This is a genomic window from Acidiphilium sp. 34-64-41 (assembly GCF_002282635.1).
Lineage (GTDB): Bacteria > Pseudomonadota > Alphaproteobacteria > Acetobacterales > Acetobacteraceae > Acidiphilium > Acidiphilium rubrum.
The window spans coordinates 19,017-43,968 of record NZ_NCJX01000039.1 but is presented as its reverse complement, the minus strand read 5'-3'; the positions used below and the strand labels follow the sequence as shown (position 1 = coordinate 43,968).

Below are 24,952 nucleotides of genomic sequence, written 5' to 3'. Positions count from 1 at the left end.
GTCGATCTGGCCTGGGTCGCCCTCCCCTTGCCTAAAACTAATGGATTTTAAAGGCTCCGCCTTTAACGGGGTCCAGGGGCAGAGCCCCTGGCCTTGCTTTCCTTCCAGCACGTCACCCCCACCCCCCGGCATCAGGCGTGGATGGATTGGGCGAACCGGTTGATCACGGCTTGGGCGCGGTGTTGGGCGGCGGCGAGGGCGGTTTTGGCTGGTGTGTTATTCTGGATGGCGCGTTCCCATTCTTCTTCGATGATGACGCGCACTTCGGGCATGCCACCGAGGCGGATGCCGCGCGAGAAGTTGGTGGGTTGGGTGCGGGTGAGTTGTTCGACCGCGATATTGGTGCCGGGGTTGGCGGTGTAGAAGCCTTGTTTGGTGATCAGTGCGTTACCGGCGGTGGTGACGGGAATATAGCCGGTGGCTTCGGACCAGCCGGAGTCGTTTTCGGGCTGGCTGATGAAATTGAAGAATTTTGCGACTGCCGTGTATTCGGGTTTGCTGCGATCGGGTGCCGTCATGGCCCAGAAGGCGGCGCCGCCGATGATCGAGTTGATCGGCGATTTGATGATCGAGGGGTGGTAGGGCAGGTAGGTATCGTTGAATTTGAATTTTGCGCTCTGTTTGAGCTGCCCGTAGATCGAGGAACTGTCGAAGGTGATACCGGCTTTGCCGGCGTAGAAGATCGGGCTGGGGGCGCCGTCGCGACCCTGGTATTTGAACAGGCCTTCCTTCTGCATCGACAGGATGGTGCCGAGGTTTTTGACGAAAGGGGCGGTGTCGATTTTGAGGGTGGGTTTCGGGCCGCCGAAGCCATCGTTCAGCGTTGCGTATTCCACATTGTGGATGGCGGCGAACTGCTCGAAATGCACCCAGGTAGGCCAGGAGGTCATCACCGGGATGGGTGCGGCGTTCTTGGCTTTGATGGCGCGGGCGGCCTTGATCACATCGTCCCAGGTGGCCAGCGACATTTTCGGGTCGAGCCCGGCTTTCTCGAAGACGTCTTCGTTGATCCACATGGTTGCGGTGGAGGAATTAAAGGGTGCTGCGCCCATCTTGCCGTCATTGAGGCTGTAGTAGCCCCGCACGGCGGGGATGTAGGTGGCGGGGTCGATGGCGACGCCCGTCATGGCGGCGAGTTTATAGACATCGACCACGGCACGCCCGGCGCCGAGCATGTCGGCGGTGCCAACGTCGAACACCTGCGCAATCGAGGGGGCTTTGCCGGCGCGCCAGGCGGCGATGGTCGCGGTCAGCACCTGCGGGTAGGTGCCTTTATAGACGGCATCGACCTGATAGGCCGTCTGGCTTTTGTTGAATGCATCGACGGTCGCCTGGAGTTTCTGCCCGAGCGCGCCGGCCATGGCGTGCCAGAGCGTGATGGTCACGGGTGCGGCGGCGCGGGCGGTGGCGGCGGCGAGCGCGGTTACCGGCGCTGCGGCGATCAGGAGGCGGCGTTTCATGAAAAATTCCCTTGTTGACGACCCGTGCCGCTTAGCGCGGCTTGATGACAGGGCGATGACATATCAGTGAAGGTCACGTGACAACAAGAGGGGCGTGGCCGCGAATGGCATGAATCGGCGGGGCCGCGGCTATTGTCGATCGAAAGCGGGCGCTGTTTTTTTGTTCGATTGCTTCTGATACCAGCGGGCGGCTCACGTTGGACGCGTCATGCAAGACCGAGTCGGGCGAACACCGGCAGTTTCACCAGATCGAGCATGAGCGCGAACAGAACTGACGCCACGAAGACGCCGAGCACCACCGGTGCGCCCAGCGCGGGCATGGCAATGCCGCTGATGGCGAGACAGGCGACACCGCCGATGCCTGCGGCCGACGATGCCAGCAGCCAGCCGCTCGGGCGCGAGGCCCAGCGATGGCGCCGGTCGCGGATCGCGTAGATCGTGGTCTGGGTGGAAAACACCAGAGCGACGAAGGCGAGCGTCTCTTGCGCGGCGGCGCTCAGGCCGAGTGCGAAATGCCCGATGGCGAGCGTCACGCTGCAAAACACCAGCAGACCGGCTGCGATGATGGCGCAGGCGATGGTCAGCCGGCCGATGCGCCAGACATTCGGCTGGGGGGACCAGCTAACATTGTCGGTCGAGAGCGACATCGACAGGAAATCGCCGCTGATCATGAAAATGACCATCAGCATGGGCGATAGAATCGCATGGCCGGTTATCAGCAGACCGACGGCGAGGAACAGCACCGTCACCAGTTTCCGGATGATGGTATTGATCGTGTAGGTCTGGATGCGCTGGAAAATCACGCGCCCTTCCTTGACCGCGGCGACCACGCCGCCGAGCCCCGCGCCGGTCAGCACCATGCCGGCGGCCGATTTGGCGACATCGGTGGCGGTTGCCACGGCGATGCCGATCTGCGCCTGGCGCAGCGCCGGGGCATCGTTCGCCCCGTCGCCGCACATGCCGACGATATGGTGCTGGCTCTGGAACGCCTTGACCAGCTTGAATTTGTCCTCAGGCAGCACGCCGGCGAACACGGCAAAACGGCCCGGGCTGATGCTGTCCGGGATCGCGCCGGCCGGGCAGATCGCGCCATCGAGCCCGACGGCGTGGGCGACGATCGCGGCGGTGGCGGCGGCGTCGCCGGTGACCATGATGGTGTGGACGCCGAGGGTCTTCAGCGCGCGGATCAGATCGGCGGAATCATCGCGCGGCGGATCGCTCAGGGCGATCAGACCGGCCAATTTCAGGCCTTGCGCCGGCCCGACGGCAACGGCGAGCACACGAAACCCCTTGGCCTGGAGGGCTTCGGCGGTCGATGCGGCATCGGGCGACGCGGCGGCGAGATGCGCAATCGCCGCGAACGCGCCTTTGACGACGCGCTGGGTTTCACCGCTCGTGGCGGTCACCGTGGCTGCGGACATTTTGGTCGCCGGATCGAACGGCGTGAAGCCGATCAGCCGGGGGGCGTCGGAGATCGGCTTGGCCTTGGCGGCGGTGGTAATCGCGCGATCCACCGGGTCTTGCCCGCCATCCGAGCTGGCGAGGGCGGCGCACGCGAGGATATGGGCAACATCGAAGCCGGGCAGGGCGTGGACATCGGTTACTTTGAGCGCGTTGCGGGTCAGCGTGCCGGTTTTGTCGGCGCAGAGCACATCCATGGTGGCCGCTTCATCGACCGCGGACAGCCGGGTCGGTAGCACGCCGCGCGCCGCCAGCGCGCGGGCGCCGAGTGCGGCGGCGAGGGTGAAGGTGGCGGGCAGCGCGACCGGAATGCTCGCCAGCACGGCGGTGAGCGCGAGGGCGATGATCTGGTCGGTCGTCATGCCGAGATGAACCGCGTATCCGACCAGCAGAACCGTGATCACGCCGTTAAAACCGGCGAGATTGCGCACGACGCGCAGCACCGCGGTTTGCTGGGAGCTGACGTTGTGGGCGATCCGCACGAGTTCGGCGGTCCGGCCGAATTTGGTGCGCGCACCCGTCGCGGTCACTTCGGCGATGGCTTCGCCGCGCCGCACCAGCGCGCCGGCGAAGGTTTTCTGGCCAGCGGTGCCTTCGATCGGGACGGATTCGCCGGTCAGCATCGATTGATCGAGCAGGATTTCGCCGCTGATGAGCGTGACATCGGCCACGACGACACCACCGAGCGATAGTTTCACGACATCGCCGGGCACCAGATCGGTGGCGGGCACGGTCCGCCAAGCGCCGTCGCGCCGGACCGAGGCGTTCAAGGCGAGGCGGGATTTCAGCGCATCGAGCGTCGCCTGCGCCCGGCCCTCCTGGACCAGGCCGAGGACAGCGTTGAACAGAAGCAGCAGCGCGATGACGGCGGCTTCGATGATGCTGCCGCGCAGCAATTCCAGCCCGATCGCGGCTTCGAGCATCCAGGGAACCGGCGCCCAGAATTTACCGATGGCGCGGCGCAGCACATGTTCGGTCGCGTCCGGCATCGCGTTCGGACCGTTGGATTTCAGCCGGCTGGCGGCTTCGTTGCTGGTCAGGCCCGGTGGTGCCCCGGCTGTGGCGATGGCGGGCGCTGTCATGCATAATTCCTGTTCAAAGACGGCGCGGATGTGCGGGCGGTTTCAGCGGTCGGTCGGGCTCGTGATGGCGGCTTCGGCCGTATGGCCGGTTTGCGTGTCGGGCTCGCTGCTTGAGACGACATAGACGAGCGATGCGATCAGGGCGGCACAGAGCAGGATGGCGGCGACGCGGGAGCGCGCACTGACGGCTGGAAATTGCATGGTGGTGGTGCGCGCCATGGTCGTGAACGGATGATCGATGGCGATGCTGGCGTGCGGCAGGAGTTTGACCAGGCGTGAAGCGGTGGTCTCCGGGCATGCGCTACCCTCGATCCCGTCTGGCACGGCCGTGATCAGGCCGGTCAGCCGATCGGCAGCGGTCGTGCGGGGCAGTCGGGCGAGGGATGCGGCCTCCTCCCACGGATCGATGTTCGAGCGCGCCAGGATCGATAGCACGCTGACGGGCACGCCGCGCCTGTCTTCCCCGACCACGGCAAACAGAAAGATGTCGAACGAGGGTTCGAGCGGCATAAGTCCGGGGGATCTGGGCATCGCAAATTGTTATCCTTCACGAAATGGTCGGTCACACGCGGCGTGGGATATCGGGTCGGTGGGCGATGAAGCGGTGGACGCCTCCGGACATCACCCGATGCAGCGCTTGATCCGATCGTTCCTCAAAGTGGCGGACACCGTCCAAGCGTGCCTTGATTCAGATCAATGCGAGGCGGGACCTGTCGGCATTTAAACGCTGGAAACCTGCCGGGGGCTGGTTGATCGCGCATCGTCCGGTGGACTTTGCATCACCGGGGCTCCCCGCCATGACGGAGATTATTCGATGAGTCGAACGATACCTTGTTGCGCGCACACCCGGCCGGCCGCGATCGTAAAGACCGCCAGGCGGGACCATTCGCCGGATCGGATCGAGTCATGACCGCCGTTTTGGGCGTTCATTCCGAGGTTGGGATATTGCGCGAAGTATTGGTGCACCGGCCCGACCTTGGCCTTGAGCGGCTGACGCCGGGCAACTGCCACGCGTTTCTGTTTGACGATGTCCTGTGGGTCAAGAAGGCGCGCCAGGAACATGATGCGTTTGTCGATACCCTGCGCGAACGGGGGGTGATCGTGCACGAATTCGGCGCAATGCTCGCCGAGGCGATGGCCGATGCGTCAGCCCGGGCGTGGCTGCTCGATCGGCGGGTCGATCTGAAACATCTCGGTCATGGTACGATGGGGGAGATGCGCGCCTGGCTCGATGAATTGCCGGCCGCGCAGCTCGCGAGGTTTCTGATCGGCGGGATTGCGCGGGCCGAGCTGCCATTTGCAGCCAGGGGCCTGTTCGCCCTGACCCAGGCGGATCATCAATTCGTGCTGCCGCCGCTGCCGAACCAGTTATTTACCCGTGACAGCTCTTGTTGGGTCAACAAGGGGGTGTTCATCAACCCGATGTTCTGGCCGGCGCGCCGGCCGGAGGCGATCAATGTGGCGTGCGTGTATCGGTTTCACCCGCGCTTCAGGAATGCCGATTTCGTCCGCTACCTCGATGCTGCGGACCAGGATTTCAGCCCGCTGAGCCTGGAAGGCGGCGACGTGATGCCGCTGGCCGAGGGTGTGGTGCTGATCGGCATGGGCGAGCGATCGACGCCGCAGGCCGTGACCGAATATGCCAGTCGTCTGTTCGCACACGGGGCGGCGCGGCGGGTGATCGCAGCGCTGATGCCGCGCGACCGCAGCTATATGCATCTCGATACCGTGTTCACCTTCTGCGATCGGGATCTGGTGACGGTGTTTCCCGACATCGTCGATCACATCAGGGCGTTTTCGCTCTATCCGGGCGATGACACCGGTGCGATCCGCGTGGTCGCCGAGGTTGGACCGTTCGTTGATGTGGTCGCGCAGGCGGTCGGCGTTGCGACGCTGCGGCGGGTCGTGACCGGCGGCGATGCGTTCGAGGCGGAACGGGAACAATGGGACGACGGCAATAATGTCGTCGCGGTCGCGCCCGGTGTGGTGATCGCCTACGACCGCAATGTTTATACCAACACGCAACTCCGCAAATCGGGCGTCGAGGTGATCACCATTGCGGGTTCGGAACTCGGGCGCGGCCGCGGTGGCGGCCATTGCATGACGTGTCCGCTGGTACGCGACCCGATCTGATCAACCCCCCGATCTGATCAACCAAAGACAGGACAATCCGATGGCCATCAATCTGCACGGCAGAAGCGTGATCGATCTTGATGATCTCGCCGCCGATGAAATCCGCTACCTGCTGGACATGGCAAAAGATCTGAAATCCGCCAAGCGTGGCGGATTCGAGCGCGCGGCACTGACCGGCAAGAATATCGCCTTGATTTTCGAGAAGGATTCGACCCGCACACGCAGCGGCTTTGAGGTCGCGGCCCACGATCAGGGCGCGCATGTGACGTATATGGGGCCCGGCGGCAGCCATATCGGTCAGGCCGAGACCGTGCGCGATACCGCGCGCGTGCTGGGGCGGATGTTCGATGCGATCGAGTTTCGCGGCTTCGGCCAGGCGGACGCGGTCACACTGGCGCAATATGCCGGCGTGCCGGTGTACAATGGTTTGACCGATCAATCGCACCCGACCCAGATCTTGGCGGACTTCATGACCATGCGTGAATTCACCCACAAGAATCTGTCGGACGTTCGGTTCGCTTTCATGGGTGATGGGCGCAACAATATGGCGCGCTCGCTGGCGACCGGGGCGGCAAAACTGGGCATGCGTCTAACCATCGGCGCGCCGCCCGCACTCCGGCCGGAGGCAGCGTTCATCGGTCATATCGGCGCGCTCGAGGCGACAAGCGGTGCCTCCGTGCTGTACGAGACCGATCCGCTCAAGGCGGTCGCGGCCGCCGATTTCATCTATACCGACGTCTGGGTATCGATGGGCGAAGATCCATCGATCTGGCAGAAACGGATCGATCTTCTGAAACCCTATCAGGTCAACGCGGCGTTGATGGCCGCAACCGGCAATCCGCTGACCAGATTCATGCACTGCCTGCCATCGTTCCATAACGCAGAGACGACGACCGGACGCGATATCGAAGCGAAATTCGGCATCACCGCGATGGAGGTGGCCGATGATGTTTTCGAATCCCCGGCATCGATCGTGTTCGATCAGGCGGAGAACCGGATGCACACCATCAAGGCGATCCTGGTCGCGACGTTGGGCTGAGTGCCATGCGCATCGTGATCGCACTCGGCGGCAACGCGTTGCTCAAGCGCGGCCAGCCACTGACCGCCGCCAATCAGTTGGATACGCTGCGGGGTGCGGCGCGCGCGCTCGCAGCATTGGTCGCGGCCGGCCATCAATTGATCCTGACGCACGGCAACGGTCCGCAAGTTGGGCTGCTCGCGCTGCAATCGGCGGCCGGGCCGGCTGAGTCGGCGTTGCCGCTGGATGTGCTGGATGCGGAAAGCGAAGGCTGGATCGGCTTTGCGATCGAGCGCGAATTGCGCAACGCGCTGCCGGTTGGCACCGAGGTGGCAACCCTGTTGACCCAGATTGTCGTCGCTCGGGATGATCCGGCTTTTGCCGCGCCGGCCAAGCCGATCGGCCCGATGCTGGACGAAGCGGCCGCGCGCCTGATCGCGGCGACGCATCACTGGTCGATCGCGCCCGATGGTGAGGGATGGCGCCGCGTGGTCGCCTCGCCACGGCCGCAAGCCATTGTCGAAATCGGCCCCATCCAACGGCTGATCGAGGCGGGTGTCATCGTGATCTGTGCGGGTGGCGGGGGAATTCCCGTCGCCGCCGGCGTCGACGGGCGAATGGACGGAGTCGAGGCCGTGATCGATAAGGACGCGGCCAGCGCCTTGCTGGCGCAACAGGTGGCGGCCGACCTGTTCGTGATGCTGACCGACGTGTCTGGCGTCTATCTCGACTATGGCACGGAACACGCGCGCTTGATCGGGCGGGCCGACCCCGATGCATTGAGGCGCCACGGCGAGGCGTTCAAGGCAGGCTCGATGGGGCCGAAGGTTGCGGCTGCCGTATCGTTCGTGGCCGCCACCGGCAGGCCAGCGGCGATCGGGGCGCTCGCTGATCTGTCACGGGTGATCGATGGCGATGCGGGGACGCGCATCGTCAGCGATTCCGGCACGATCGGTTTCCGGACGTTGCGACCTGGCGCCTTGCGCTACCTGGTTCTTCATCGTGGAGGATTGATTTGGTGGAGCCAAGCGGAATCGAACCGCCGACCTCCTGAATGCCATTCAGGCGCTCTCCCAACTGAGCTATGGCCCCACCGGTCGTGGGCGGCGTATAAACCGGGTGGCGGGGGCAGGCAAGGGGTGGAAACCCGGCGTGGTCGTGATAAGAGGTCACTGGCGCGGCCGGGTTAGCACAGTGGTAGTGCAGCGGTTTTGTAAACCGAAGGTCGGGGGTTCAAATCCCTCACCCGGCACCACGCGCCCACTTCCTCTTATTGATATAGATGCCAGACGGTCTGTAAGCCGGGTTCTGTCCGCATCCTCGCGGATGGTGGACGGCCATTCGTCTGGGACGCGCATTGCTGCGCGCCTCGCGCGACCAACCCGGGTGACGGGTCGAAAACATCCCTGCGGCCATGATCGCTCACGCCGCCGGCCACCCCTATTCGGTCTTGCTCCCGGTGGGGTTTACCCTGCCGCCTACGTTACCGGAGGCGCGGTGCGCTCTTACCGCACCGTTTCACCCTTGCCCGCGGGTTTGCACGCGCGGGCGGTTTGTTTTCTGTGGCACTGTCCCTGGGGTCGCCCCCGCCGGTCGTTAACCGGCACCGTGTTTCCGTGGAGCCCGGACTTTCCTCCGCCCCGGTTGCCCGGAACGGCGGCCGTCCAACCGTCTGGCTCAGGTCTCTTCGACGATCGGGTAAGGCTGGTCAATGGGCACGTTGAAAATGCCGCGCGCCATGATCACCGCGATGGCGCCGAGCTGCACGGTCGTGGCACCGAGCAGGCTCATCACGACCGATGGCGTAATCACCCGCGCGGTCGCCGGAATCAGGTGATCAGCGATGTCGCGCTGATCGAAATAATAAAGCACGCCGATGAAGATGACCGAAAGCACGTTGGTGATCGCGAACAGCGCCATGATCACGATCGCGATCTGCCGCCGGATCGAAGCATCGCCGAGCGCGATCCGATCCTTGACCGACAGGCCGCGTTCGACATCCTCGAGCTGGACCGCCGGCGACAATCCTGGCGACGTGCCGCTCATCGCCGGCGCCGTGCCTACCCGTTGAGCACGATGCGGACCGGCTCAGCCCTGCCGCTGACTGTGATGGTATGGTCCGCCGCCGCCTCACGGCTGATCACCTGGGCCAGAGCGAGCGCCCGCCGGATCACCGCGGCATTGGTCTTGACCCCGAACAGCCCGCGCAGTTCCGATATCGCTTCGGCGGTATGCTGGTCGACTTCGAAACTGGTAACGGCCATGGCTGTGCTCCGGGTTTCGGGGATTTTTATATAGTTTTTATATAGAAATGCAAGGTTCGGGGGGATGGGAGGGTAGGGAAGGACAGGGAAGGATCTTCTTTTTTGTGAACAAAAAAGAAGCAAAAAAAACTTTGTTAATTTGGGCCCGTGCCCTTGAAAACGCCCGTGCCCCCGAGTCAGAAAGTTTTTTGCTTCTTTTTTTCAAAAAAGAAGCGCTTCCTTACCTCCCCTTAGCAAACACTCCAGCAACCGCCCCAATCCGCCCGGCCGTCGCCTCATCCATCACGCCATCGCAGCATGACGGCCAGAATCGCCGTTGAAACGCGGTGATCGAAACAACCGGATCAAGCCCCGGATCATACCCGATCGCGGTCAGTGCCCCGAGCGGGTCGGACGGCGCGGCGAATTCGTCGGTCCACAGGCCGATCCCGTGCGTGGCGAGGTGCCGCCAGGGGAACAATTCACCAGGGTCCTGCTTGCGATCGGCCGCGATGTCGGAATGCGCGACGACGTGCGCGCCCGGAATCGGGTGGCGCGCCAGGATGCCCTGGGCGAGCGTGATGACGGCGGCGATCTGCGCGGGCGGAAAGGCGCGATAGCCCCACTCATGGCCCGGGTTGACGATTTCGAGGCCGATCGAGCAATCGTTCAGAGTGCGCCGCCCGCGCCAGAAACTGATGCCGGCGTGCCAGGCGCGGCGTGTTTCCGGCACGAGTTGATGGACCGTGCCATCTTCCTCGATGACGTAATGCGACGAAACCTTGGCGGCAGGGTCGCAGAGCCGCGCAATGGCATCCGCGGCACTGCGCATCCCGGTGTAGTGGAGTACCAGATGATCGATCGGCGCGCCGGGCGGACGGTCGTCCTGGTTGGGTGAGGTCACAGACCCCGCTCGCGCTTGATGTCGTCCCAGGCGGCATTGATCCGGGCAACGCGATCGGTCGCGCGCGCGGCGAATTCCGCCGGAACGCCGCGGGCAGCCAACTGGTCGGGGTGGTTTTCGCGCATCAGCTGCTTCCAATGGGCGCGGATGGTTTCGTTGCTCGCGGTCCTGGCGATGCCGAGCACCTCGTAGGGATCGCCGTCGGATTGCGCGAAGGATGAGGGGTTGGCGGCCCGATTGCGGGCGGCTTCGTCGAGGCCGAAAGCCACCCCGATCCGGGTCAGCACGTCCGCCTCGCGGCCGTTGAGCGGCGCATCGGCGCGGGCGATCGCGTGCAGGGCGCCGAACACCTGTTCAAGTGCGAGCCGATTGTCCGCGAAGCTTTCGGCCAACTGCCGCGCATAGGGCTCAAAGCCGGAGGCATCGTCCCGCGCCTGATCGAACAGCCGCCCGATCATCGGCACCGCAGCGTCTTCGATGCGGAACTGGCGCTTGAACGCATCGATCTCGGCGCGATTGACCGGGCCGTCGCATTTGGCAAGCTTGGCGGCAAGCACGGTCACCGCGATCGCGAACACCTGCTCACGCCGCCCCAGCATGGCGGCAAACCGGGCGGAGTCGAGCGGCAATACCCGGCCGACCCGCGCGCCCAGCGAACCGAGATCGCCGGTGTCGGCCGCATGGCCAAGCGCCGCGCCCGCAATCGCACCGATCGGCCCGCCGAACGCGAAGCCGGCGACGCCGCCGATAACCTTACCCCATACCGCCATTCGTCCCATATCGGGTGGCAGGCCCGTCAGGTCAAAGGGGGGACCGGCCCTGCCCGACTAATATCGGCGCATCAGCGCAACCAGGCAGCCCTGCACCTTGACCCGTTCGGCGGGAAAAATGCGGGTTTCATGCCGTGCGTTGGCCGGTTCCAACGCGGTCGAGTTGCCGCGCCGGCGCAGACGCTTCAGCGTCACTTCGTTGTCATCGACCAGCGCCACCACGATCTGCCCGTTTTCGGCGGTTTCGCCCTTGCGGATAATCGCGGTGTCGCCGTCGAGAATGCCGGCCTCGATCATCGAATCGCCAGCCACCTCCAGCGCGTAATGATCGCCCTGGCCGATCAGCGCGATCGGAACCTCGATTTCCATCTGATGCTCGCGCAAGGCCTCGATCGGCTGGCCGGCGGCGATCCGGCCATAAAGCGGCAGGCTGATCGCCGCGACTTCGGCGGCGGCGCGCGCACCCTGAAAGCGGCCGGAAAAATCGCCGCGGATAACGTTGGGTGCGAATTTCTGGTCGATGACACGCTCGGGTGCGCGCTCCGAGGCGCGTTCGGGCGCACGTTCGTTTGGCACGCTGTCCGCCGGCAGCCGGATCACTTCAAGCGCACGCGCACGATGCTTGTGCCGGCGCAGGAAGCCGCGTTCCTCCAGCGCACCGATCAGACGATGAATGCCGGATTTCGACTTCAGATCGAGCCCGTCCTTCATCTCCTCGAAACTCGGCGAACAACCGGTGCGGCGCAGATGCTGGTCGATAAACACCAGCAGTTCGTGTTGCTTGCGGGTAAGCATCGATCCCTCGTTTCGGTCTGACGCGTTCTGGAACAAAACGCTAACACGATGTTCTAGGTAGCGATTCCGCGCCGCGTCAAGGGGGTATTGCCGGAATAATCGCGTTTTGTTCCTGTTTTGGCGCGCGGCGTCAAATCGTCATGCGCTAGATCAGCGCGCGCTGATATTGTGGCACCAACTCGGGTTTGAGCCCGAAGTGGCTGGCGGCACGGTTGGGCCAGGCCGGGTCCGCCAGCAGCGCGCGGGCGAGGAACACGAGGTCCGCCCGCTCGTTGGCGATGATTTCGGCGGCAAGTTCCGGTTCGCGAATCATGCCGACCGCCCCGGTCGCAATGCCGGCTTCGCGGCGGATGCGCTCGGCGAACGGAACCTGATAGCCGGGATGGACCGAGGCGATCTTCTGCTGCGGCGCGATGCCCGCGCTCGAACAATCGATCAGGTCGACGTCGCCACGCTCGCGCAGCCAGCGCGCCAGCGTCACGGAATCCTCGATCGTGTGGCCGCCCTCGATCCAGTCCGTGCAGGACAGGCGGACGAATACCGGCAGGTCGACCGGCCAGGCCGCGCGGACCGCATCCAGCACCTCCATCAACAGGCGCGCACGCGCTGCCAGGTCGCCACCGTAGCGATCGGTGCGGTGATTGCTGATCGGTGAAAGAAATTCATGCAGCAGATAGCCGTGGGCGGCATGAAGTTCGACGATCTTGAACCCGGCGCGGTAAGCCCGCGCGGCGGTCTCGGCAAACTGGCGGATGGTGGTCGCGATATCGCTCTCGGTCATGGCGTGCGGGTTCGGCCGATCCGGCGCGTAGGGGATCGCGCTGGGTGCGGCGGGCAGCCAGCCGCCTTGCGCATCGGGCGCGATGTGCCGTTCACCCTCCCATGGGGCGACCGTGCTGGCCTTGCGCCCGGCATGGGCGATCTGGATCGCCGGGATGGCGCCGCCATAGCTGATCAAGGTGGCGAGCCTGGTCATGAACGCCTCCTGCGCATCGTTCCACAGGCCGAGGCAATAGGGCGTGATGCGCGCTTCGGGCGCTATATGCGTCGCTTCGGTGAACACGATGCCGGCACCGCCCATCGCCTTGGCGCCGAGTGTCTGGATGTGCCAGTCCTGACCCAGCCCGTCGATCGCGCTGTATTGACACATCGGCGAGACGACGATCCGGTTCTTCGCGGTGACCGCGCGAAAGGTGATCGGCTGCAACAATTTCGGAATGCGTGACAGGGGAACTCTCCTTGGGTTCGAACCGCGGCGATGCCGCAGCGTGCCAGTAGCGGCGATGCCCCAGCTTGCCAGCGGAAGGCCAATCGCGCCAAGTGCCGCGATGGCGATTTTATCGATCCAGTCCCAGGTCCTGAACGGCAGCGTCGGCAATGCGGGGGCTGCGTTCATCTACGCGCGGCTCGGTCATGAGGTCTGGCCCCTGCCGACCACGCTGCTCTCCCACCATCCGGGCCACGGCGGCGCCGAAGGTGGCCCCGTGGCGCCGGCGTCGATGGCGGCCCTGATCCAGGGCCTTGCCGCGCGCGGTGCGTTCGCGCGCTGTGCCGCGGTGGCATCGGGCTATCTCGGCGCGGCGGCGGCGGTGCCGGTCGTGTGCGATGCGGTGGCACGCGCACGCGCGGCGCATCCGGCTGCGCTCTATGCGTGCGATCCGGTGATCGGCGATGCCGGGCGGGTCTATGTGCCGGCGGCGCTGGTCGCCGCGTTCCGCGATGTCCTGCTGCCGCTGGCCGATATCGCGTTTCCCAACCCGTTCGAACTCGAAATTCTGACCGGCCGGGCGCTGGCGGATCGCGCGAGCGCCTTCGCCGCGATGGCGGCGCTCGGCCCGCCGATCGTGGTGCTCACCGGGTTCACCGGCGCGGACACCGCACCCAGGATGCTCGATGTTCTGTTGCTGACGCCCGAGGCGCGGCATTTCGTCCCGGTGTCGAAGCTCGATCGCGCGTTCTCCGGCGCGGGGGATGCGTTCGCCGCATTGTTCATGGCGCGTTACCTGCGCGATCACGATGCGGTAGCGGCGCTGAACACCGCCTGTGCGGCGAGTGCGGCGCTGCTCGCCGCCACGGCGCAGGCGGGTGGTGACGAACTCGCCATCGTGACGGGCCAGGCTGCATGGGTGGCGGCAGCGTCGGGCGCAACGGCGCGATGAAATCCGGTCACAGCTGGTAATTTTATTGATTTGAGATCGTTCGATGACATATGATCGTCATCTGATGTTTGCCTGAGGCGAACGCCCAGGCGCCGGCCCGGATCAACGGGCCCAGAATCCTCGGGAGGATTATGATGACGACGATGGCTGCTTTGTTGAAACGGAAACCGGCTGCGCTGATTTCCGTATCGCCCGATACCAGGATCCGCGACGTGGTGGTGGTGCTGGCCGAAAAGCGGATCGGTGCCGTGGTCGTACAATCATCCGACAACGATCTGCTGGGCATTCTGTCGGAACGCGACGTGGTGCGCAGCCTCGCCGCGAACGGCATCGGCACAATCGACATGCTGGCAAGCCAGCTGATGACCCGCGCCCCGACCACGGCGACGCCGGCCACATCGATTTTCGAAGCCGAAACCCTGATGACCGAAGGCCGCTTCCGCCATCTGCCGATCGTGGATGGCGGCAAGCTGATCGGCGTGGTCAGCATCGGCGACGTGGTTGCCGGGTTGATGGATGAGCAGGCCCAGGAAGTCCGCAGCCTGCGCGACTACGTGACCGGCGGCGCCGTCTAAGCCGATCAGCCCGGGCTGAAACCAGACCGCAGGCGGAGCCGGATCCGCCTGCGAGTCCGCGCGATCGCGTTACTGGCTGCTTGAGCTATCCGAGGTCGTGCCCGGCAGTTTCACCTTCGGCGGCGCGCCCAAGTTAACCTGCTGCGGCGTGGTCTGCGAACCTGCGACCGCTCCACCAACAGCACCGATACCCGCCCCTGCCAGCGCGCCGATCGGGCCGCCGACCGCACCCACCGCGGCACCGGCCGCAGCACCACCGGCAGCGCCACCCTGGGCGCGCTCCGGCTGCGACGTGCCGCATCCTGCCAGGGCCAGAGCCATGCCTAAGGCGACGGGGGCCGCGATGATGGTCTTCTTGAATGTCATATCGGTATTCCTTTCCGAGATCGTATTGAGCCAAACTTCGTCGTCCCGTAGTGCAGGACCGTTGACGGACCGATATGGTGGGCATCGCAATCCGGGCGATCAACCCGGCTCACCTACCGTATGGACGAAGTTTAAAGCCCCGCTCATCTGGTGCGGATTCGGCGCGTTCTGCGCCGAATGCAGGACAAACCCTATTGCGTATTGGGCGGCGGCAGCGGTTGCGCCTGAACGCTTTGGCCATAGCCGGCGGGCGGCGCGGCCGTGGTGAGCGATTGCGGTTGCGACTGATATGAATTGATCTGGTTGCGCAACCCCGGCTGGGCGTAGGCGGTGTTTGGCTGCGAGGGGGCGGCCGCCGGTCCGGTGCCGGTTTTGCCGACGTTATCGAGATTGATCTGCTGCGGCGTCGTGGTCGAAGCGGTGAGCGCCCCGATCCCACCGCCGATCGCCCCGCCGATCACCACGCCGATCGGCCCGCCGATCAGCCCGAACGCAGCACCGGTCGCAGCCCCGCTGGCAGCGCCGGTGCCCATGCGGTGCGGCGCACTGGTGCCGCAGCCGGCAAGCGCAGCAGAAAGCCCGAGCAGCAAAAGTGAAGGCTTGATCAGATGCAGTTTCGATCTCGACATGACCGGCTCCCTTGATGAACGGCTTGGACAACCGCTGGCATAATATATAGGCGAGAATTGTGGTAACATAAAGTTTTTCAGCGGCTTATACAAAGGCGTGAAGACTTCGTGTTAATTCAACGTGATGGCTCTAGACCACAATCCGCTTCGCACGCCTACCCGAACGATCACCGATGCCGGTGCTCACCGGTGGTGGCGCCGATTTCGCGCGCGGGCGGTGCTGGGACTCGTTGGATTTGCGGCGCTCTACAGCGTGCTGGCGGTCAAGCTGATCGATGCCACCGTGATCGCGCCGATCCTGCCAAACCCGGCGGTCCTGGCGGCCCAGCGGCCCGACTTCCGGACGATGCTCCACGCACCCGATCGCGCGCGGATTCTCGATCGGCGGGGCCGTTTGCTGGCGGTGTCGCTGCCGGGTGCCGCGTTATACGCCGATCCAACACAGATCACGCACCCAAACCGCGACGCCGCAAGGCTTGCAACGGTATTGCCGATGCTGAACCGCGCCATGCTCGCGCATCGGCTGGGTCTGGTTCACGAGCGCTTCGTCTACCTCGATCGCTCACTGACCGCGGCGCAGGAAATCGCCGTCAACCGGCTCGGGATCCCCGGGGTCTATTTCCAGCCGATCTGGGTCCGCCATTACCCGCAGGGCGATCTTGCCGCACATATTCTGGGCGGCGTCACGCCGGACCAGCGCGGCATTGCCGGAATCGAGGCCTATTTCGACCGGCGCCTGATCAGCGCGCCGAACCGGCCGCTGCGCCTGTCGATCGATCTGCGGATCGAGGCGATCGTGCACCGCGCGGTTGCGCGCGCCATGCACGATTATCAGGCGCGCGGCGCGTGCAGCATCGTCGAGAGCATGACCGGGCGCATCGTCGCCATGGTCAGCCTGCCCGACTATAACGCCAACGATCTGCACGACGCACCCGGCAACACGCTGTTCGATCGCTGCATTTCCGGCGATTACGAACCGGGCAGCGTGATGAAACTAATGACCCTGCCGGCGGCCCTGCAATCGGGGCTGCTGCATTATTGGGACCGGTTCGACACCACCCACCCGCTGTTCGTCGATGGGTTTTCGGTAACCGATTTCGAACCGGTGCATCATTGGCTCGCGATGCCGGCGGTGCTGGCCTATTCATCGAACATCGGTGCCTCGCGCATCGCAACCATCCTCGGCCGAAAAATCCAGCGGGCATGGCTGCGGAAAATGGGATTTTTCCGCCCCTCGCCGGTGCAGATGCCCGGCGCGCAACCGCCGATCTGGCATCCGAAGGATACCTGGAACCTGCTCACCACGATGACGGTGAGTTTCGGCAACGGGATTGCGATGGCGCCGATCATTCTGGTCAATGCGGTGGTGGCCGATGTCAATGGCGGGATTCTGTTCCGGCCCACCCTGCTCGCGCGAAGGCCGGGCGCGCCGCCGCGCACCGGTGTGCGGGTCATGCGCCACCATGTTTCCGTTCTGATGCGCAAAATGATGCGCGGCGTCGTGCTGTCGGGCACCGGCGTCTATGCGCGGGTCAAGGGCTATCGGGTCGGCGGCAAGACCGGCACCTCGCAGGTCGTCGCGGCGGATGGGCGGTATCGCAACCATCTGAACAACGCCTCGTTCATGGCGATGTTTCCGGCCAATCATCCGCGCTACGTGGTGTACGTGCTGGTCGTCCACCCGAAGCCGACGCAAAAGATGCGCCATTTTTCCTATGGTTTCACGACCGGCGGCTATGTCGCCGCCCCGGCGGTGGGGCGCATCATCGCACGCATCGGGCCGATGCTCGGGATCCGGCCGCTTGAGGGGGCCGCGCTCCGGGCGATGAACGCGCGGTTCGACATGGGATTGCGGCCGCAGGTACCGCCGGACCGCATCGGGTTGGGCCCGGATCATCCGTTTCCATCGGGGGCGAACCGTTACGCATATGTCCTTGCGGACGAAACACCGCCCCTTCATCCCGACAAGGTCGCTGCGTTGCGTGCCTTGCGGCGTGCCGCCATGGCGATCCCAGGCCAGCGCATTGAACCCGACGAAGCCGCCCGCACGGTTACGAACGATGATGAATTTTCAGGGACATCTACTATAAATTGAATAAAATACTAATTTTTTGTTGACAGTGTCCCTATTTGCCATATTATGCAACCTTAAGTGTCGTTTTGCAATCGAATTCTGCGGATCGCGTTTTATAGTGGGGCCATTATATGAGCACGACGACGATTACCGTGGGTACAGGCACGGTCGGGTCCTACACCGGGGTAACGACCAGCGGTACCGTCGACCTCGTCGTCGATGGCACTCAGGGCATTCTCGACATTTCGGGTTCCGTCCAGTCCAATCTGGTCATCGACATCGTTTCGGTGAGTGGCACCGGCTTTCTCTTCACCGACGAGGTCAGCGGCGGCGCGTACGAGACGTTCAACCCGACAACCCTGGGTAATATCGTTCCGTTCCTCGAAATCGGCTTCGCGCCGGGCGCTGCGAGCGCCCCGGGCTTCGGCACTCTTGAGCTCGGCAACAATATAGCGAATGCCGCCGCGCCACCACCGCTCAAATTCTCGGGCACCAACAACGAGTTGATCGTCGATTCCGGCGTTTCCAGCAGTTCGCTGAGTGCAATTTCGGGCTTCGCCTACACCGACACGATCGACCTGCGGGGCGTGACCGGTGTTGCCAGCGCGGTCTGGACCCAGAATTCCGGCACGGCGGGCGGCGTCCTGACGCTGGAGTCGGCGACCCAGACCGATCTTGCCGATATCACGCTGTCGACCGGCAGTTTCACCAGCAGCCAGTTCAGCATCACGACCGATGGGCTCGGCGGCTCGGCCATCACCGTGGCCTGCTATCGCGCCGGCACCCGGATCGCCACGGCAGTCGGCGATGTCCCGGTCGAAGCTTTGGCGATCGGCGATCGCGTGCTGACGGCCGATGGGTCGCACAAGCCGGTCAAATGGCTGGGGCGCCGGGCCTATTCAGGCCGCTTCGCCGCCGGCAAGCCGCATCTGCTGCCGGTCCATTTTGCCGCCGGCGCGCTCGGCAACGGCCGCCCGCTCCGCCCGCTCTGGGTCAGTCCGCAGCACGCCATGCTGGTCGATGGCGCGCTGATCCCCGCGATCTGCCTCGTCAACGGCGTCTCGATCGTGCAGGAAACCGCGGTCGAGCGGATCGAATACGTCCACGTCGAACTCGATCGGCACGACGTGATCTTCGCCGAGGGTGCGGCCTCCGAAACCTATATCAACGACGACAATCGACTGATGTTCCACAACGCGGCCGAGTATGCCGCCCTCTACGGCGCGGATGCGATCGATCACCGCTATTGCGCCGCGCGGATCGAGGATGGCCCGGTCCTGGCCGCGATCCAGGCCCGGCTCGCGGCGTTGGCCGGCCCGGTCGCGGCCGAAGCAGGGCAGGGCGATCTGGCCGGCTGGCTCGAACGCGTCGAGACCGACCGCGATGGCACCCATGCCGTCGGCTGGGCGGTCTGCCCGCAATATGCGGCGGTCCCGGTCTGTTTCGAATTGCTCCATCGCGGCCGGGTGATCCATCGTGGTCTGGCCAATCTGCACCGGCCCGATGTCGAGGATGCCGGGTTTGGCAGCGGGCGCTGCGGCTTTCGCGCCAGGCTGCCGGACGGCGCCAGGCTTGAGGATATTGCGGTGCGCCGTGTTGCCGACCGCGCCGTGCTATCGAGTGCGGCAGCCTTCGCGGCAGCCTAGTCATGCTGCGCGGCCGGCTGGATGTCGCCACGCGAACCCATATCTCGGGCTGGGCCCAGGACGAGCGCCTGCCCCACCAGCCGATCGCGCTGCTGGTGATCGACAATGACGTTCTGCTCGATCGTGTGGTCGCCAACCGGCTTCGGCCGGATCTGGCGGCCGGCGGCATCGGCGATGGCCGGCACGGGTTCGATCTGCGCTTCGAAGGCGGCTTGCCCGGCCTCGGCCAACATCTGATCCGGGTGGTGCGTGAGCGTGATGGCGCGGAGCTCGCCGCCTCTCCCGCCGTGATCGCCCCGGCCAATGCGTTCGATGCGCATGAAACCTCGCTCCTGCAATCGGTGCTGGACGGTCTGGCCACGACCACGGCGATCGATGCGGCAATCATCGCCCTCTCCGCCCAGATCGATCGCCTCGCGGCCCGCCGGCTCGCCCCCGCCGGTTCCAAGCCGCGCGCTTTGGTGATCGACACCACGATGCCCGCCCCCGGACGGGATGCCGGGTCGAACGCCATCCTCTCGCATGTCGAAGCGCTGATCAGGCTCGGCTACGCCGTGAGTTTCGCCGCGGCCGACGGCTCGGCGCCGCCCCGCCACCCCGGCATCGACTGGCGCAGCCGGCCGGTCCATCGCTCGGTGGAGGAGGTTTTGACGCGGGAGGCCGGGCGCTTCGACCTGGTCTATCTGCACCGGCTCGATGCGGCGGCGGGCTACATGCCGCTGGTCCGCCTGCATCAGCCGCGCGCCCGGGTGATCTACAGCGTAGCCGATCTGCATCATCTGCGCCTCGCCCGGCGCGGCTACAGCGAGCGCGAACCGGCGCTGATCGCCCATGCCCGCAAGGTGCGCGATACCGAACTGGCGGTTGCCGGCGCGGCGGACGCAGTCCTGACCCATTCGCACGCCGAAGCCGCCATCCTGCGCCGCACCCTGCCGGCCGAACGCGTGGTCGTCGCACCATGGCTGGTCACCTCGGCCAAGCCCCGCGCTGTGGTGCCGCAAGCGACCATCGGGTTCATCGGCCATTTCGGTCACGCGCCCAATCTGGCCGCCGCGCACCGGCTGGCGTTCGAGATCATGCCGCGCCTGCGCGCCGGCATACCCGCAATCACCTGCCTGATCGCCGGCTCGGCGATGCCGCCGGCAATGCGCCAATGGGCCGCCCCCGGCGTTCAACTGCTCGGCGCGGTCGATGATCTGCCAGCGTTTTTCGCGCGCCTGACCCTGACGGTCGCCCCCATGCGGTTCGGTGCCGGCATCAAAGGCAAGCTGCTCGACAGCCTGGCCGCCGGCGTGCCCTGCGTCGCCACACCAATTGCCATCGAGGGGCTCGATTGGCCGACCAAACTGGCGCATTGCGTCGCCGATGACGACGCAGGCCTGGCCGACGCCATTCTGGCGCTGTGCTCCGATGCCGCGCTGCACCGGCAATCGGTGCTGGCGGGAAGGGCGCTGATCAAGCGGGATTGGTCGATGGCCCAGGTCGATGCGGCCCTCGCTCAGGCGCTGGGCAGCGATGCCGCCGCGGCTGGATGATCGACGCAGCCGCGCACGCCCGGCGCGACGCACCGTTCGCTATCTTCCCAAATCAGGATACCGCGGCCCGCAACGCCGCACCGGCCGCCAACGGCGCCAGCGGCAGAAACAGCGCCAACAGCCCCAGCAGCATCGCGAATTCCGCGATCGGATGCGGTGTCACCGCACCGGCCGCCCCGAAAATCAACGCCGGGATCATCAAAGGGAGCGCGATGAGCGGCAACAAAACGGTGCCGCCCCGCGCGCCGAGCGTGATCGCCGCACTCATGCCGCCGACCAGCGAGAGCAGGATGGTGCCCGGCAGCAAGGTCAGCAGCAATTGCGGCACGCCGCCGGCGTCGAGCCGCAGCATGATCGCGACCGGACCGGCGATAATCAGCAGCGGCAGCCCGGTGGTCAGCCAATGGCCGATAATCTTGCCGAACGCGACCGCGCTGGCCGGCAGGCCGGAGACCATCAATTGATCGAGCCCGCCGTCTTCATAATCGGCGGCGAACAGCCGGTTCAGCGGCAGCAACGCGGCGAGCAGGGCGATCACCCAGATCACACCCGGCGCGATGCCGGAGAGCACGGCGGGCGAGGGGCCGACCGCGAAGGCAAACAGGCTGGCCGCGATAATGAAAAACAGCAACGAAGCCACCGAATCGCCCGCATGGCGTAGGGCGAGGATCAGTTCGCGCCGGATCAGCGCCAAAAACCGGCTCACGCTGCCATCCGGCTCAGATCGAACGGGACCGCGCCCGGCAGGTCGAGCGGCAGATGGGTGGCGGCGATCACCATGCCGCCGCGCGCACGGTGGCCGGCGAAATTCCGTTCCAGGCGCCGGACCGATGCGGCATCGAGCCCGGTGGTCGGTTCATCGAGCAGCCAGAGCGGCGCGTCGCTCAGCGCGAGGCGCGATAACGCAAGGCGGCGGCGTTGCCCGGACGAGAGCAGCCGCGCCGGCAGATCGGCAAACCGATCGAGATCGACCGTGGCGAGTGCGGCTAGAATATCACCGCGCGTCCGTTTGCGCGCGAGGCCAAGATTATCGGCGACCGTCAGGCCCGGCTTGATCGCGTCCATATGCCCGACGAAGCACAGCCGCGTCGCATGCAAAGGCGGATCATCGAGCGCGTTGTCGCCCTGCCAGATTTGCCCGCCCCGTTCGGCCCGATCAGGAGCAAGGCACCGCCCGAAGCGAGGCTGAACGAAACATCCCGGAACACCAGGCGCTCGCCGCGAATCGCGGCCAGGGACCGTGCTTCAAGCATGGCTAAATCGCCCTGGTGGCGATGGACGCGCGGCGGTCACCGTGATTAAAGCGGATCACAAATCGATTTTGCTGCGGCGCGACACGCCGAACGCTGCGAAGAGGAACAAGCACCATGAACATGATCGGTCAGGACAGTCTGAAAGTGGAGACGACGCTCAGCGTCGAGGGCAAGGAGTACACCTATTTCGCACTCAATGCCGCCGCTGAAAAGCTGGGCGACATTTCCCGCCTGCCGCGCACGCTGAAAATCCTGCTCGAAAATGTGCTCCGCTTCGAAGACGGCGCGGCCTACACGGTCGATGACGCCAAGGCGATCGTCGAGTGGGTGAATGCCGCCCATTCCGACAAGGACGTGCCGTTCCGCCCGGCGCGAATTCTGATGCAGGATTTCACCGGCGTGCCCGCCGTGGTCGATCTGGCCGCGATGCGCGATGGTATCGTCAAGCTCGGCGGCAATGCCGACAAGGTCAACCCGCTGGTGCCGGTCGACCTGGTGATCGACCATTCGGTGATGGTCGACGTTTCAGGCCGCAAGGATGCGCTGGAACGCAACGTCGATCTCGAATTCGAGCGCAACGGCGAACGCTACGAATTCCTGCGCTGGGGCCAGGAGGCGTTCGATAATTTTCGCGTCGTACCGCCCGGCACCGGCATCTGCCATCAGGTCAATCTCGAATACCTCGCCCAGGCGGTCTGGACCGCGGAAGCCGCGGGCAAGACCATCGCCTATCCGGACACGCTGTTCGGCACCGACAGCCACACCACCATGGTCAACGGCATGGGCGTGCTGGGTTGGGGCGTCGGCGGCATCGAGGCCGAGGCGGCGATGCTCGGCCAGCCGATCGCCATGCTGATCCCCGATGTGATCGGCTTCAAACTGACCGGCTCGATGCGCGAAGGCATCACCGCGACCGATCTGGTGCTCACCGTGACACAAATGCTGCGCAAAAAAGGCGTGGTCGGCAAATTCGTCGAGTTCTACGGCGAGGGGCTGGACCATCTGCCGCTGGCCGACCGCGCGACGATCGCCAACATGGCGCCCGAATACGGCGCGACCTGCGGGTTTTTCCCGGTCGATCAGATCACGCTCGACTACCTGACCCTCTCCGGGCGTGACGAGCACCGCATCAAGCTGGTCGAGGCCTATGCGAAAGCCCAGGGTCTCTGGCGCGATGGTACCGAACCGGTATTTTCCGACACGCTGGAGCTCGACATGTCGAGCGTCGAACCCTCGCTCGCCGGCCCGAAACGCCCGCAGGACCGCGTCGCCCTGTCCAAAGCGGCGTCGGCCTTCGCGACCGAACTGACCAAAAGCCTCGGCGTGCCCGCCAACGATGTCGGCGTGAAGGCCGAGGTCACCGGCAAGAATTTCTCGATCACCCATGGCGATGTGGTGATCGCGGCGATCACCTCCTGCACCAATACCTCCAACCCCTCCGTGCTGGTCGCCGCCGGTCTGGTGGCCCGCAAGGCGCGTGCACTTGGCCTCAAGCCGAAGCCCTGGGTGAAAACCTCGCTCGCGCCGGGCTCGCAGGTGGTCACCGAATATCTCGACAAATCCGGCCTGTCGGCCGATCTGGACGCGCTCGGCTTCGAGACCGTCGGCTACGGCTGCACTACCTGCATCGGCAATTCCGGCCCGCTCGACGATGCGATCGCCGATGCGATCGAGGACAACAAGCTGGTCGCCGTCTCGGTCCTGTCCGGCAACCGCAATTTCGAAGGCCGGGTGCACCCGAACGTGCGGGCGAACTACCTCGCCTCGCCGCCGCTGGTGGTCGCCTACGCGCTGCTCGGCACCATGACCAAGGACATCACCACGGTCGCGATCGGTCAGGACCAGACCGGCCGCGACGTCTTCCTCAAGGACATCTGGCCGACCACCAAGGAAATCGCCGATATCGTCAAGGCGACCCTGACGCGCGCGATGTTCCTCGATCGCTACGGCGACGTATTCAAGGGCGGGCCCCAGTGGCAGGCGATCGAGGTCGAGGGCGATGCCGAGACCTATCGCTGGTCGGGGTCCTCGACCTATGTGAAGAACCCGCCGTATTTCGAGGGCATGACGATGGAGCCCGCGCCGGTCACCGATATCACGGGTGCGCGCATTCTGGCCCTGCTCGGCGATTCGATCACAACCGATCACATCTCGCCCGCCGGCAGCTTCAAGAAGGCGACGCCCGCCGGTGAATATCTGGCCGATCGCCAGATTTTGCCGAAGGATTTCAACTCGTATGGTTCGCGGCGCGGCAATCATGAGATCATGATGCGCGGCACTTTCGCCAACATCCGCATTCGCAACGAGATGCTGGATAACGTCGAAGGCGGCTACACACGGCACTACCCCTCCGGCGATCAACTGCCGATCTACGATGCGGCGATGCGCTACAAGGCCGAAGCCGTGCCCCTGGTCGCCTTCGTCGGCCGCGAATACGGCACCGGCTCCTCGCGTGACTGGGCGGCCAAGGGCACCATGCTGCTCGGCATCCGCGCGGTGATCGCCGAAAGCTTCGAGCGCATCCATCGCTCGAATCTGGTCGGCATGGGCATCCTGCCGCTGGTGTTCAAAGACGGCATGACCCGCAAGACGCTCGAATTGAAGGGCGACGAGACGATCGACATTCTCGGCCTCGAACATCTGTCACCGCGGATGGACATCGAAATGCTGATCCACCGCGCCAACGGCTCGACCGACAAGGCCAGCCTGCTCTGCCGCGTCGATACCAAGGACGAGGTGATGTATTACGAAAACGGCGGCATCCTGCACTACGTGCTGCGGAACATGGCCAAGGCCGCCTGACCCACCACGCCGACCCTGAAGGCGATCAACCCTGCCAGGGGTTGATC

The 24,952-nt window shown here is 65.0% G+C and carries 22 protein-coding genes, 2 tRNA genes, 1 other RNA gene and 1 pseudogene; 10 read left to right on the top strand and 16 right to left on the bottom strand.

Annotation, left to right across the window (positions count from 1 at the left end):
- Window positions 1-131 precede the first annotated feature (131 nt).
- The 3 genes from B7X49_RS10020 to B7X49_RS10010 form a co-directional block, all read right to left on the bottom strand.
- Complete coding sequence (locus tag B7X49_RS10020; RefSeq protein ID WP_286703181.1) at window positions 132-1,460, bottom strand: extracellular solute-binding protein; 1,329 nt, start codon at window positions 1,458-1,460, stop codon at window positions 132-134.
- A 206-nt stretch (window positions 1,461-1,666) separates the two neighbouring features.
- Entirely contained in the window at window positions 1,667-4,003 is a 2,337-nt protein-coding gene (locus B7X49_RS10015; protein WP_286703180.1) for an HAD-IC family P-type ATPase, read from the bottom strand.
- A 42-nt stretch (window positions 4,004-4,045) separates the two neighbouring features.
- Window positions 4,046-4,534: a hypothetical protein gene (locus tag B7X49_RS10010; RefSeq protein ID WP_286703179.1), complete on the bottom strand. Its 489-nt coding sequence runs from the start codon at window positions 4,532-4,534 to the stop codon at window positions 4,046-4,048.
- A 375-nt stretch (window positions 4,535-4,909) separates the two neighbouring features.
- Between B7X49_RS10010 and B7X49_RS10005 the strand changes: the two genes are divergently transcribed.
- The 3 genes and pseudogenes from B7X49_RS10005 to B7X49_RS18785 form a co-directional block, all read left to right on the top strand.
- Window positions 4,910-6,136 carry an arginine deiminase gene (locus B7X49_RS10005; protein ID WP_286703178.1) on the top strand — a complete coding sequence of 409 codons (1,227 nt, stop codon included), beginning with the start codon at window positions 4,910-4,912 and terminating at the stop codon, window positions 6,134-6,136.
- Between the two features lie 40 nt (window positions 6,137-6,176).
- A complete protein-coding gene (gene argF, locus B7X49_RS10000) occupies window positions 6,177-7,175 on the top strand; it encodes an ornithine carbamoyltransferase (protein WP_286703177.1) in 999 nt (332 codons plus the stop codon).
- Window positions 7,176-7,180: 5 nt separating this feature from the next.
- Window positions 7,181-8,038 (top strand): annotated as a pseudogene (locus B7X49_RS18785) (carbamate kinase); the annotation flags it as partial.
- A 132-nt stretch (window positions 8,039-8,170) separates the two neighbouring features.
- Here the strand turns inward: B7X49_RS18785 and B7X49_RS09985 are convergent.
- Window positions 8,171-8,246: transfer RNA gene (locus tag B7X49_RS09985), tRNA-Ala, on the bottom strand.
- Between the two features lie 88 nt (window positions 8,247-8,334).
- Here B7X49_RS09985 and B7X49_RS09980 point away from each other — a divergent pair.
- Window positions 8,335-8,409 (top strand) — tRNA-Thr (locus tag B7X49_RS09980).
- Window positions 8,410-8,435: 26 nt separating this feature from the next.
- On the opposite strand, the gene rnpB is transcribed toward B7X49_RS09980, so the two are convergent.
- The 7 genes from rnpB to B7X49_RS09945 all read right to left on the bottom strand — a co-directional run bounded on the left by rnpB (window position 8,436) and on the right by B7X49_RS09945 (window position 13,262).
- Window positions 8,436-8,830: RNase P RNA component class A (gene rnpB / locus B7X49_RS09975), an RNA gene on the bottom strand.
- A gap of 1 nt (window position 8,831) precedes the next feature.
- On the bottom strand, window positions 8,832-9,200 hold the full coding sequence (locus B7X49_RS09970) for a hypothetical protein (RefSeq protein WP_029312914.1): 369 nt from the start codon (window positions 9,198-9,200) through the stop codon (window positions 8,832-8,834).
- A gap of 14 nt (window positions 9,201-9,214) precedes the next feature.
- Window positions 9,215-9,418, bottom strand: coding sequence for a hypothetical protein (locus B7X49_RS09965; protein ID WP_029312915.1), 204 nt, complete (start codon window positions 9,416-9,418; stop codon window positions 9,215-9,217).
- A 220-nt stretch (window positions 9,419-9,638) separates the two neighbouring features.
- The gene (locus B7X49_RS09960) at window positions 9,639-10,301 is read right to left on the bottom strand and encodes an N-acetylmuramoyl-L-alanine amidase (RefSeq protein WP_286703175.1); all 663 of its coding nucleotides are present in this window, start codon (window positions 10,299-10,301) and stop codon (window positions 9,639-9,641) included.
- On the bottom strand, window positions 10,298-11,071 hold the full coding sequence (locus tag B7X49_RS09955; RefSeq protein WP_286703174.1) for a TerB family tellurite resistance protein: 774 nt from the start codon (window positions 11,069-11,071) through the stop codon (window positions 10,298-10,300). Before B7X49_RS09955 ends, B7X49_RS09960 begins: the two co-directional genes overlap by 4 nt.
- Window positions 11,072-11,128: 57 nt before the next feature.
- On the bottom strand, window positions 11,129-11,866 hold the full coding sequence (lexA, locus tag B7X49_RS09950) for a transcriptional repressor LexA (protein WP_286703173.1): 738 nt from the start codon (window positions 11,864-11,866) through the stop codon (window positions 11,129-11,131).
- Window positions 11,867-12,011: 145 nt separating this feature from the next.
- A complete protein-coding gene (locus B7X49_RS09945) occupies window positions 12,012-13,262 on the bottom strand; it encodes an NADH:flavin oxidoreductase/NADH oxidase (RefSeq protein ID WP_286703172.1) in 1,251 nt (416 codons plus the stop codon).
- Here B7X49_RS09945 and pdxY point away from each other — a divergent pair.
- Window positions 13,195-14,025 carry a pyridoxal kinase gene (pdxY, locus tag B7X49_RS09940; RefSeq protein WP_286703171.1) on the top strand — a complete coding sequence of 277 codons (831 nt, stop codon included), beginning with the start codon at window positions 13,195-13,197 and terminating at the stop codon, window positions 14,023-14,025. The two genes, B7X49_RS09945 and pdxY, sit on opposite strands and share 68 nt — an antisense overlap.
- A gap of 134 nt (window positions 14,026-14,159) precedes the next feature.
- Window positions 14,160-14,600, top strand: coding sequence for a CBS domain-containing protein (locus tag B7X49_RS09935; RefSeq protein WP_286703170.1), 441 nt, complete (start codon window positions 14,160-14,162; stop codon window positions 14,598-14,600).
- Window positions 14,601-14,669: 69 nt separating this feature from the next.
- Here the strand turns inward: B7X49_RS09935 and B7X49_RS09930 are convergent, their stop codons facing one another.
- Together B7X49_RS09930 and B7X49_RS09925 are read right to left on the bottom strand one after the other, a co-directional pair.
- Window positions 14,670-14,966: a hypothetical protein gene (locus B7X49_RS09930; protein ID WP_286703169.1), complete on the bottom strand. Its 297-nt coding sequence runs from the start codon at window positions 14,964-14,966 to the stop codon at window positions 14,670-14,672.
- Window positions 14,967-15,157: 191 nt separating this feature from the next.
- The gene (locus B7X49_RS09925; RefSeq protein WP_286703168.1) at window positions 15,158-15,595 is read right to left on the bottom strand and encodes a hypothetical protein; all 438 of its coding nucleotides are present in this window, start codon (window positions 15,593-15,595) and stop codon (window positions 15,158-15,160) included.
- Window positions 15,596-15,812: 217 nt separating this feature from the next.
- On the opposite strand from B7X49_RS09925, the gene B7X49_RS09920 reads away from it, so the two are divergent.
- The 3 genes from B7X49_RS09920 (at window position 15,813) to B7X49_RS09910 (ending at window position 20,850) form a co-directional block, all read left to right on the top strand.
- The gene (locus B7X49_RS09920; protein WP_286703167.1) at window positions 15,813-17,690 is read left to right on the top strand and encodes a penicillin-binding protein 2; all 1,878 of its coding nucleotides are present in this window, start codon (window positions 15,813-15,815) and stop codon (window positions 17,688-17,690) included.
- 110 nt (window positions 17,691-17,800) lie between these two features.
- Window positions 17,801-19,315 (top strand): Hint domain-containing protein, encoded by a 1,515-nt coding sequence (locus tag B7X49_RS09915; RefSeq protein WP_286703166.1) that lies wholly within the window; start codon window positions 17,801-17,803, stop codon window positions 19,313-19,315.
- Between the two features lie 2 nt (window positions 19,316-19,317).
- Window positions 19,318-20,850: a glycosyltransferase gene (locus B7X49_RS09910; protein ID WP_286703165.1), complete on the top strand. Its 1,533-nt coding sequence runs from the start codon at window positions 19,318-19,320 to the stop codon at window positions 20,848-20,850.
- 52 nt (window positions 20,851-20,902) lie between these two features.
- Here B7X49_RS09910 and ccmB read toward each other — a convergent pair whose 3' ends face one another.
- Genes ccmB through B7X49_RS09895 form a run of 3 tightly spaced genes read right to left on the bottom strand, consistent with a single transcriptional unit; the run spans window position 20,903 to window position 22,103 of the window.
- Window positions 20,903-21,556 carry a heme exporter protein CcmB gene (gene ccmB / locus B7X49_RS09905; protein WP_265634799.1) on the bottom strand — a complete coding sequence of 218 codons (654 nt, stop codon included), beginning with the start codon at window positions 21,554-21,556 and terminating at the stop codon, window positions 20,903-20,905.
- Window positions 21,553-21,948, bottom strand: coding sequence for an ATP-binding cassette domain-containing protein (locus B7X49_RS09900; RefSeq protein ID WP_286839172.1), 396 nt, complete (start codon window positions 21,946-21,948; stop codon window positions 21,553-21,555). Before B7X49_RS09900 ends, ccmB begins: the two co-directional genes overlap by 4 nt.
- Window positions 21,891-22,103 (bottom strand): hypothetical protein, encoded by a 213-nt coding sequence (locus B7X49_RS09895; protein WP_286839194.1) that lies wholly within the window; start codon window positions 22,101-22,103, stop codon window positions 21,891-21,893. Before B7X49_RS09895 ends, B7X49_RS09900 begins: the two co-directional genes overlap by 58 nt.
- A 114-nt stretch (window positions 22,104-22,217) precedes the next feature.
- Between B7X49_RS09895 and acnA the strand changes: the two genes are divergently transcribed.
- Entirely contained in the window at window positions 22,218-24,905 is a 2,688-nt protein-coding gene (gene acnA, locus B7X49_RS09890) for an aconitate hydratase AcnA (RefSeq protein ID WP_286703163.1), read from the top strand.
- The last annotated feature ends 47 nt before the right edge of the window (window positions 24,906-24,952 follow it).

What these genes read in the sequence shown, in the direction of transcription:
- B7X49_RS10005 (WP_286703178.1), top strand. Translation starts at nt 4,910, where the DNA reads ATGACCGCCGTTTTGGGCGTTCATTCCGAGGTTGGGATATTGCGCGAA.
- B7X49_RS10020 (WP_286703181.1), bottom strand. Translation starts at nt 1,460, where the DNA reads ATGAAACGCCGCCTCCTGATCGCCGCAGCGCCGGTAACCGCGCTCGCC.
- B7X49_RS09910 (WP_286703165.1), top strand. Translation starts at nt 19,318, where the DNA reads ATGCTGCGCGGCCGGCTGGATGTCGCCACGCGAACCCATATCTCGGGC.
- B7X49_RS09970 (WP_029312914.1), bottom strand. Translation starts at nt 9,200, where the DNA reads ATGAGCGGCACGTCGCCAGGATTGTCGCCGGCGGTCCAGCTCGAGGAT.
- acnA (WP_286703163.1), top strand. Translation starts at nt 22,218, where the DNA reads ATGAACATGATCGGTCAGGACAGTCTGAAAGTGGAGACGACGCTCAGC.
- pdxY (WP_286703171.1), top strand. Translation starts at nt 13,195, where the DNA reads ATGGCGATTTTATCGATCCAGTCCCAGGTCCTGAACGGCAGCGTCGGC.
- argF (WP_286703177.1), top strand. Translation starts at nt 6,177, where the DNA reads ATGGCCATCAATCTGCACGGCAGAAGCGTGATCGATCTTGATGATCTC.
- B7X49_RS09955 (WP_286703174.1), bottom strand. Translation starts at nt 11,071, where the DNA reads ATGGCGGTATGGGGTAAGGTTATCGGCGGCGTCGCCGGCTTCGCGTTC.
- B7X49_RS09965 (WP_029312915.1), bottom strand. Translation starts at nt 9,418, where the DNA reads ATGGCCGTTACCAGTTTCGAAGTCGACCAGCATACCGCCGAAGCGATA.
- B7X49_RS09915 (WP_286703166.1), top strand. Translation starts at nt 17,801, where the DNA reads ATGAGCACGACGACGATTACCGTGGGTACAGGCACGGTCGGGTCCTAC.
- B7X49_RS09925 (WP_286703168.1), bottom strand. Translation starts at nt 15,595, where the DNA reads ATGTCGAGATCGAAACTGCATCTGATCAAGCCTTCACTTTTGCTGCTC.
- lexA (WP_286703173.1), bottom strand. Translation starts at nt 11,866, where the DNA reads ATGCTTACCCGCAAGCAACACGAACTGCTGGTGTTTATCGACCAGCAT.
- B7X49_RS09895 (WP_286839194.1), bottom strand. Translation starts at nt 22,103, where the DNA reads ATGCTTGAAGCACGGTCCCTGGCCGCGATTCGCGGCGAGCGCCTGGTG.
- B7X49_RS10015 (WP_286703180.1), bottom strand. Translation starts at nt 4,003, where the DNA reads ATGACAGCGCCCGCCATCGCCACAGCCGGGGCACCACCGGGCCTGACC.
- B7X49_RS09945 (WP_286703172.1), bottom strand. Translation starts at nt 13,262, where the DNA reads ATGAACGCAGCCCCCGCATTGCCGACGCTGCCGTTCAGGACCTGGGAC.
- B7X49_RS09930 (WP_286703169.1), bottom strand. Translation starts at nt 14,966, where the DNA reads ATGACATTCAAGAAGACCATCATCGCGGCCCCCGTCGCCTTAGGCATG.
- B7X49_RS09935 (WP_286703170.1), top strand. Translation starts at nt 14,160, where the DNA reads ATGACGACGATGGCTGCTTTGTTGAAACGGAAACCGGCTGCGCTGATT.
- B7X49_RS10010 (WP_286703179.1), bottom strand. Translation starts at nt 4,534, where the DNA reads ATGCCCAGATCCCCCGGACTTATGCCGCTCGAACCCTCGTTCGACATC.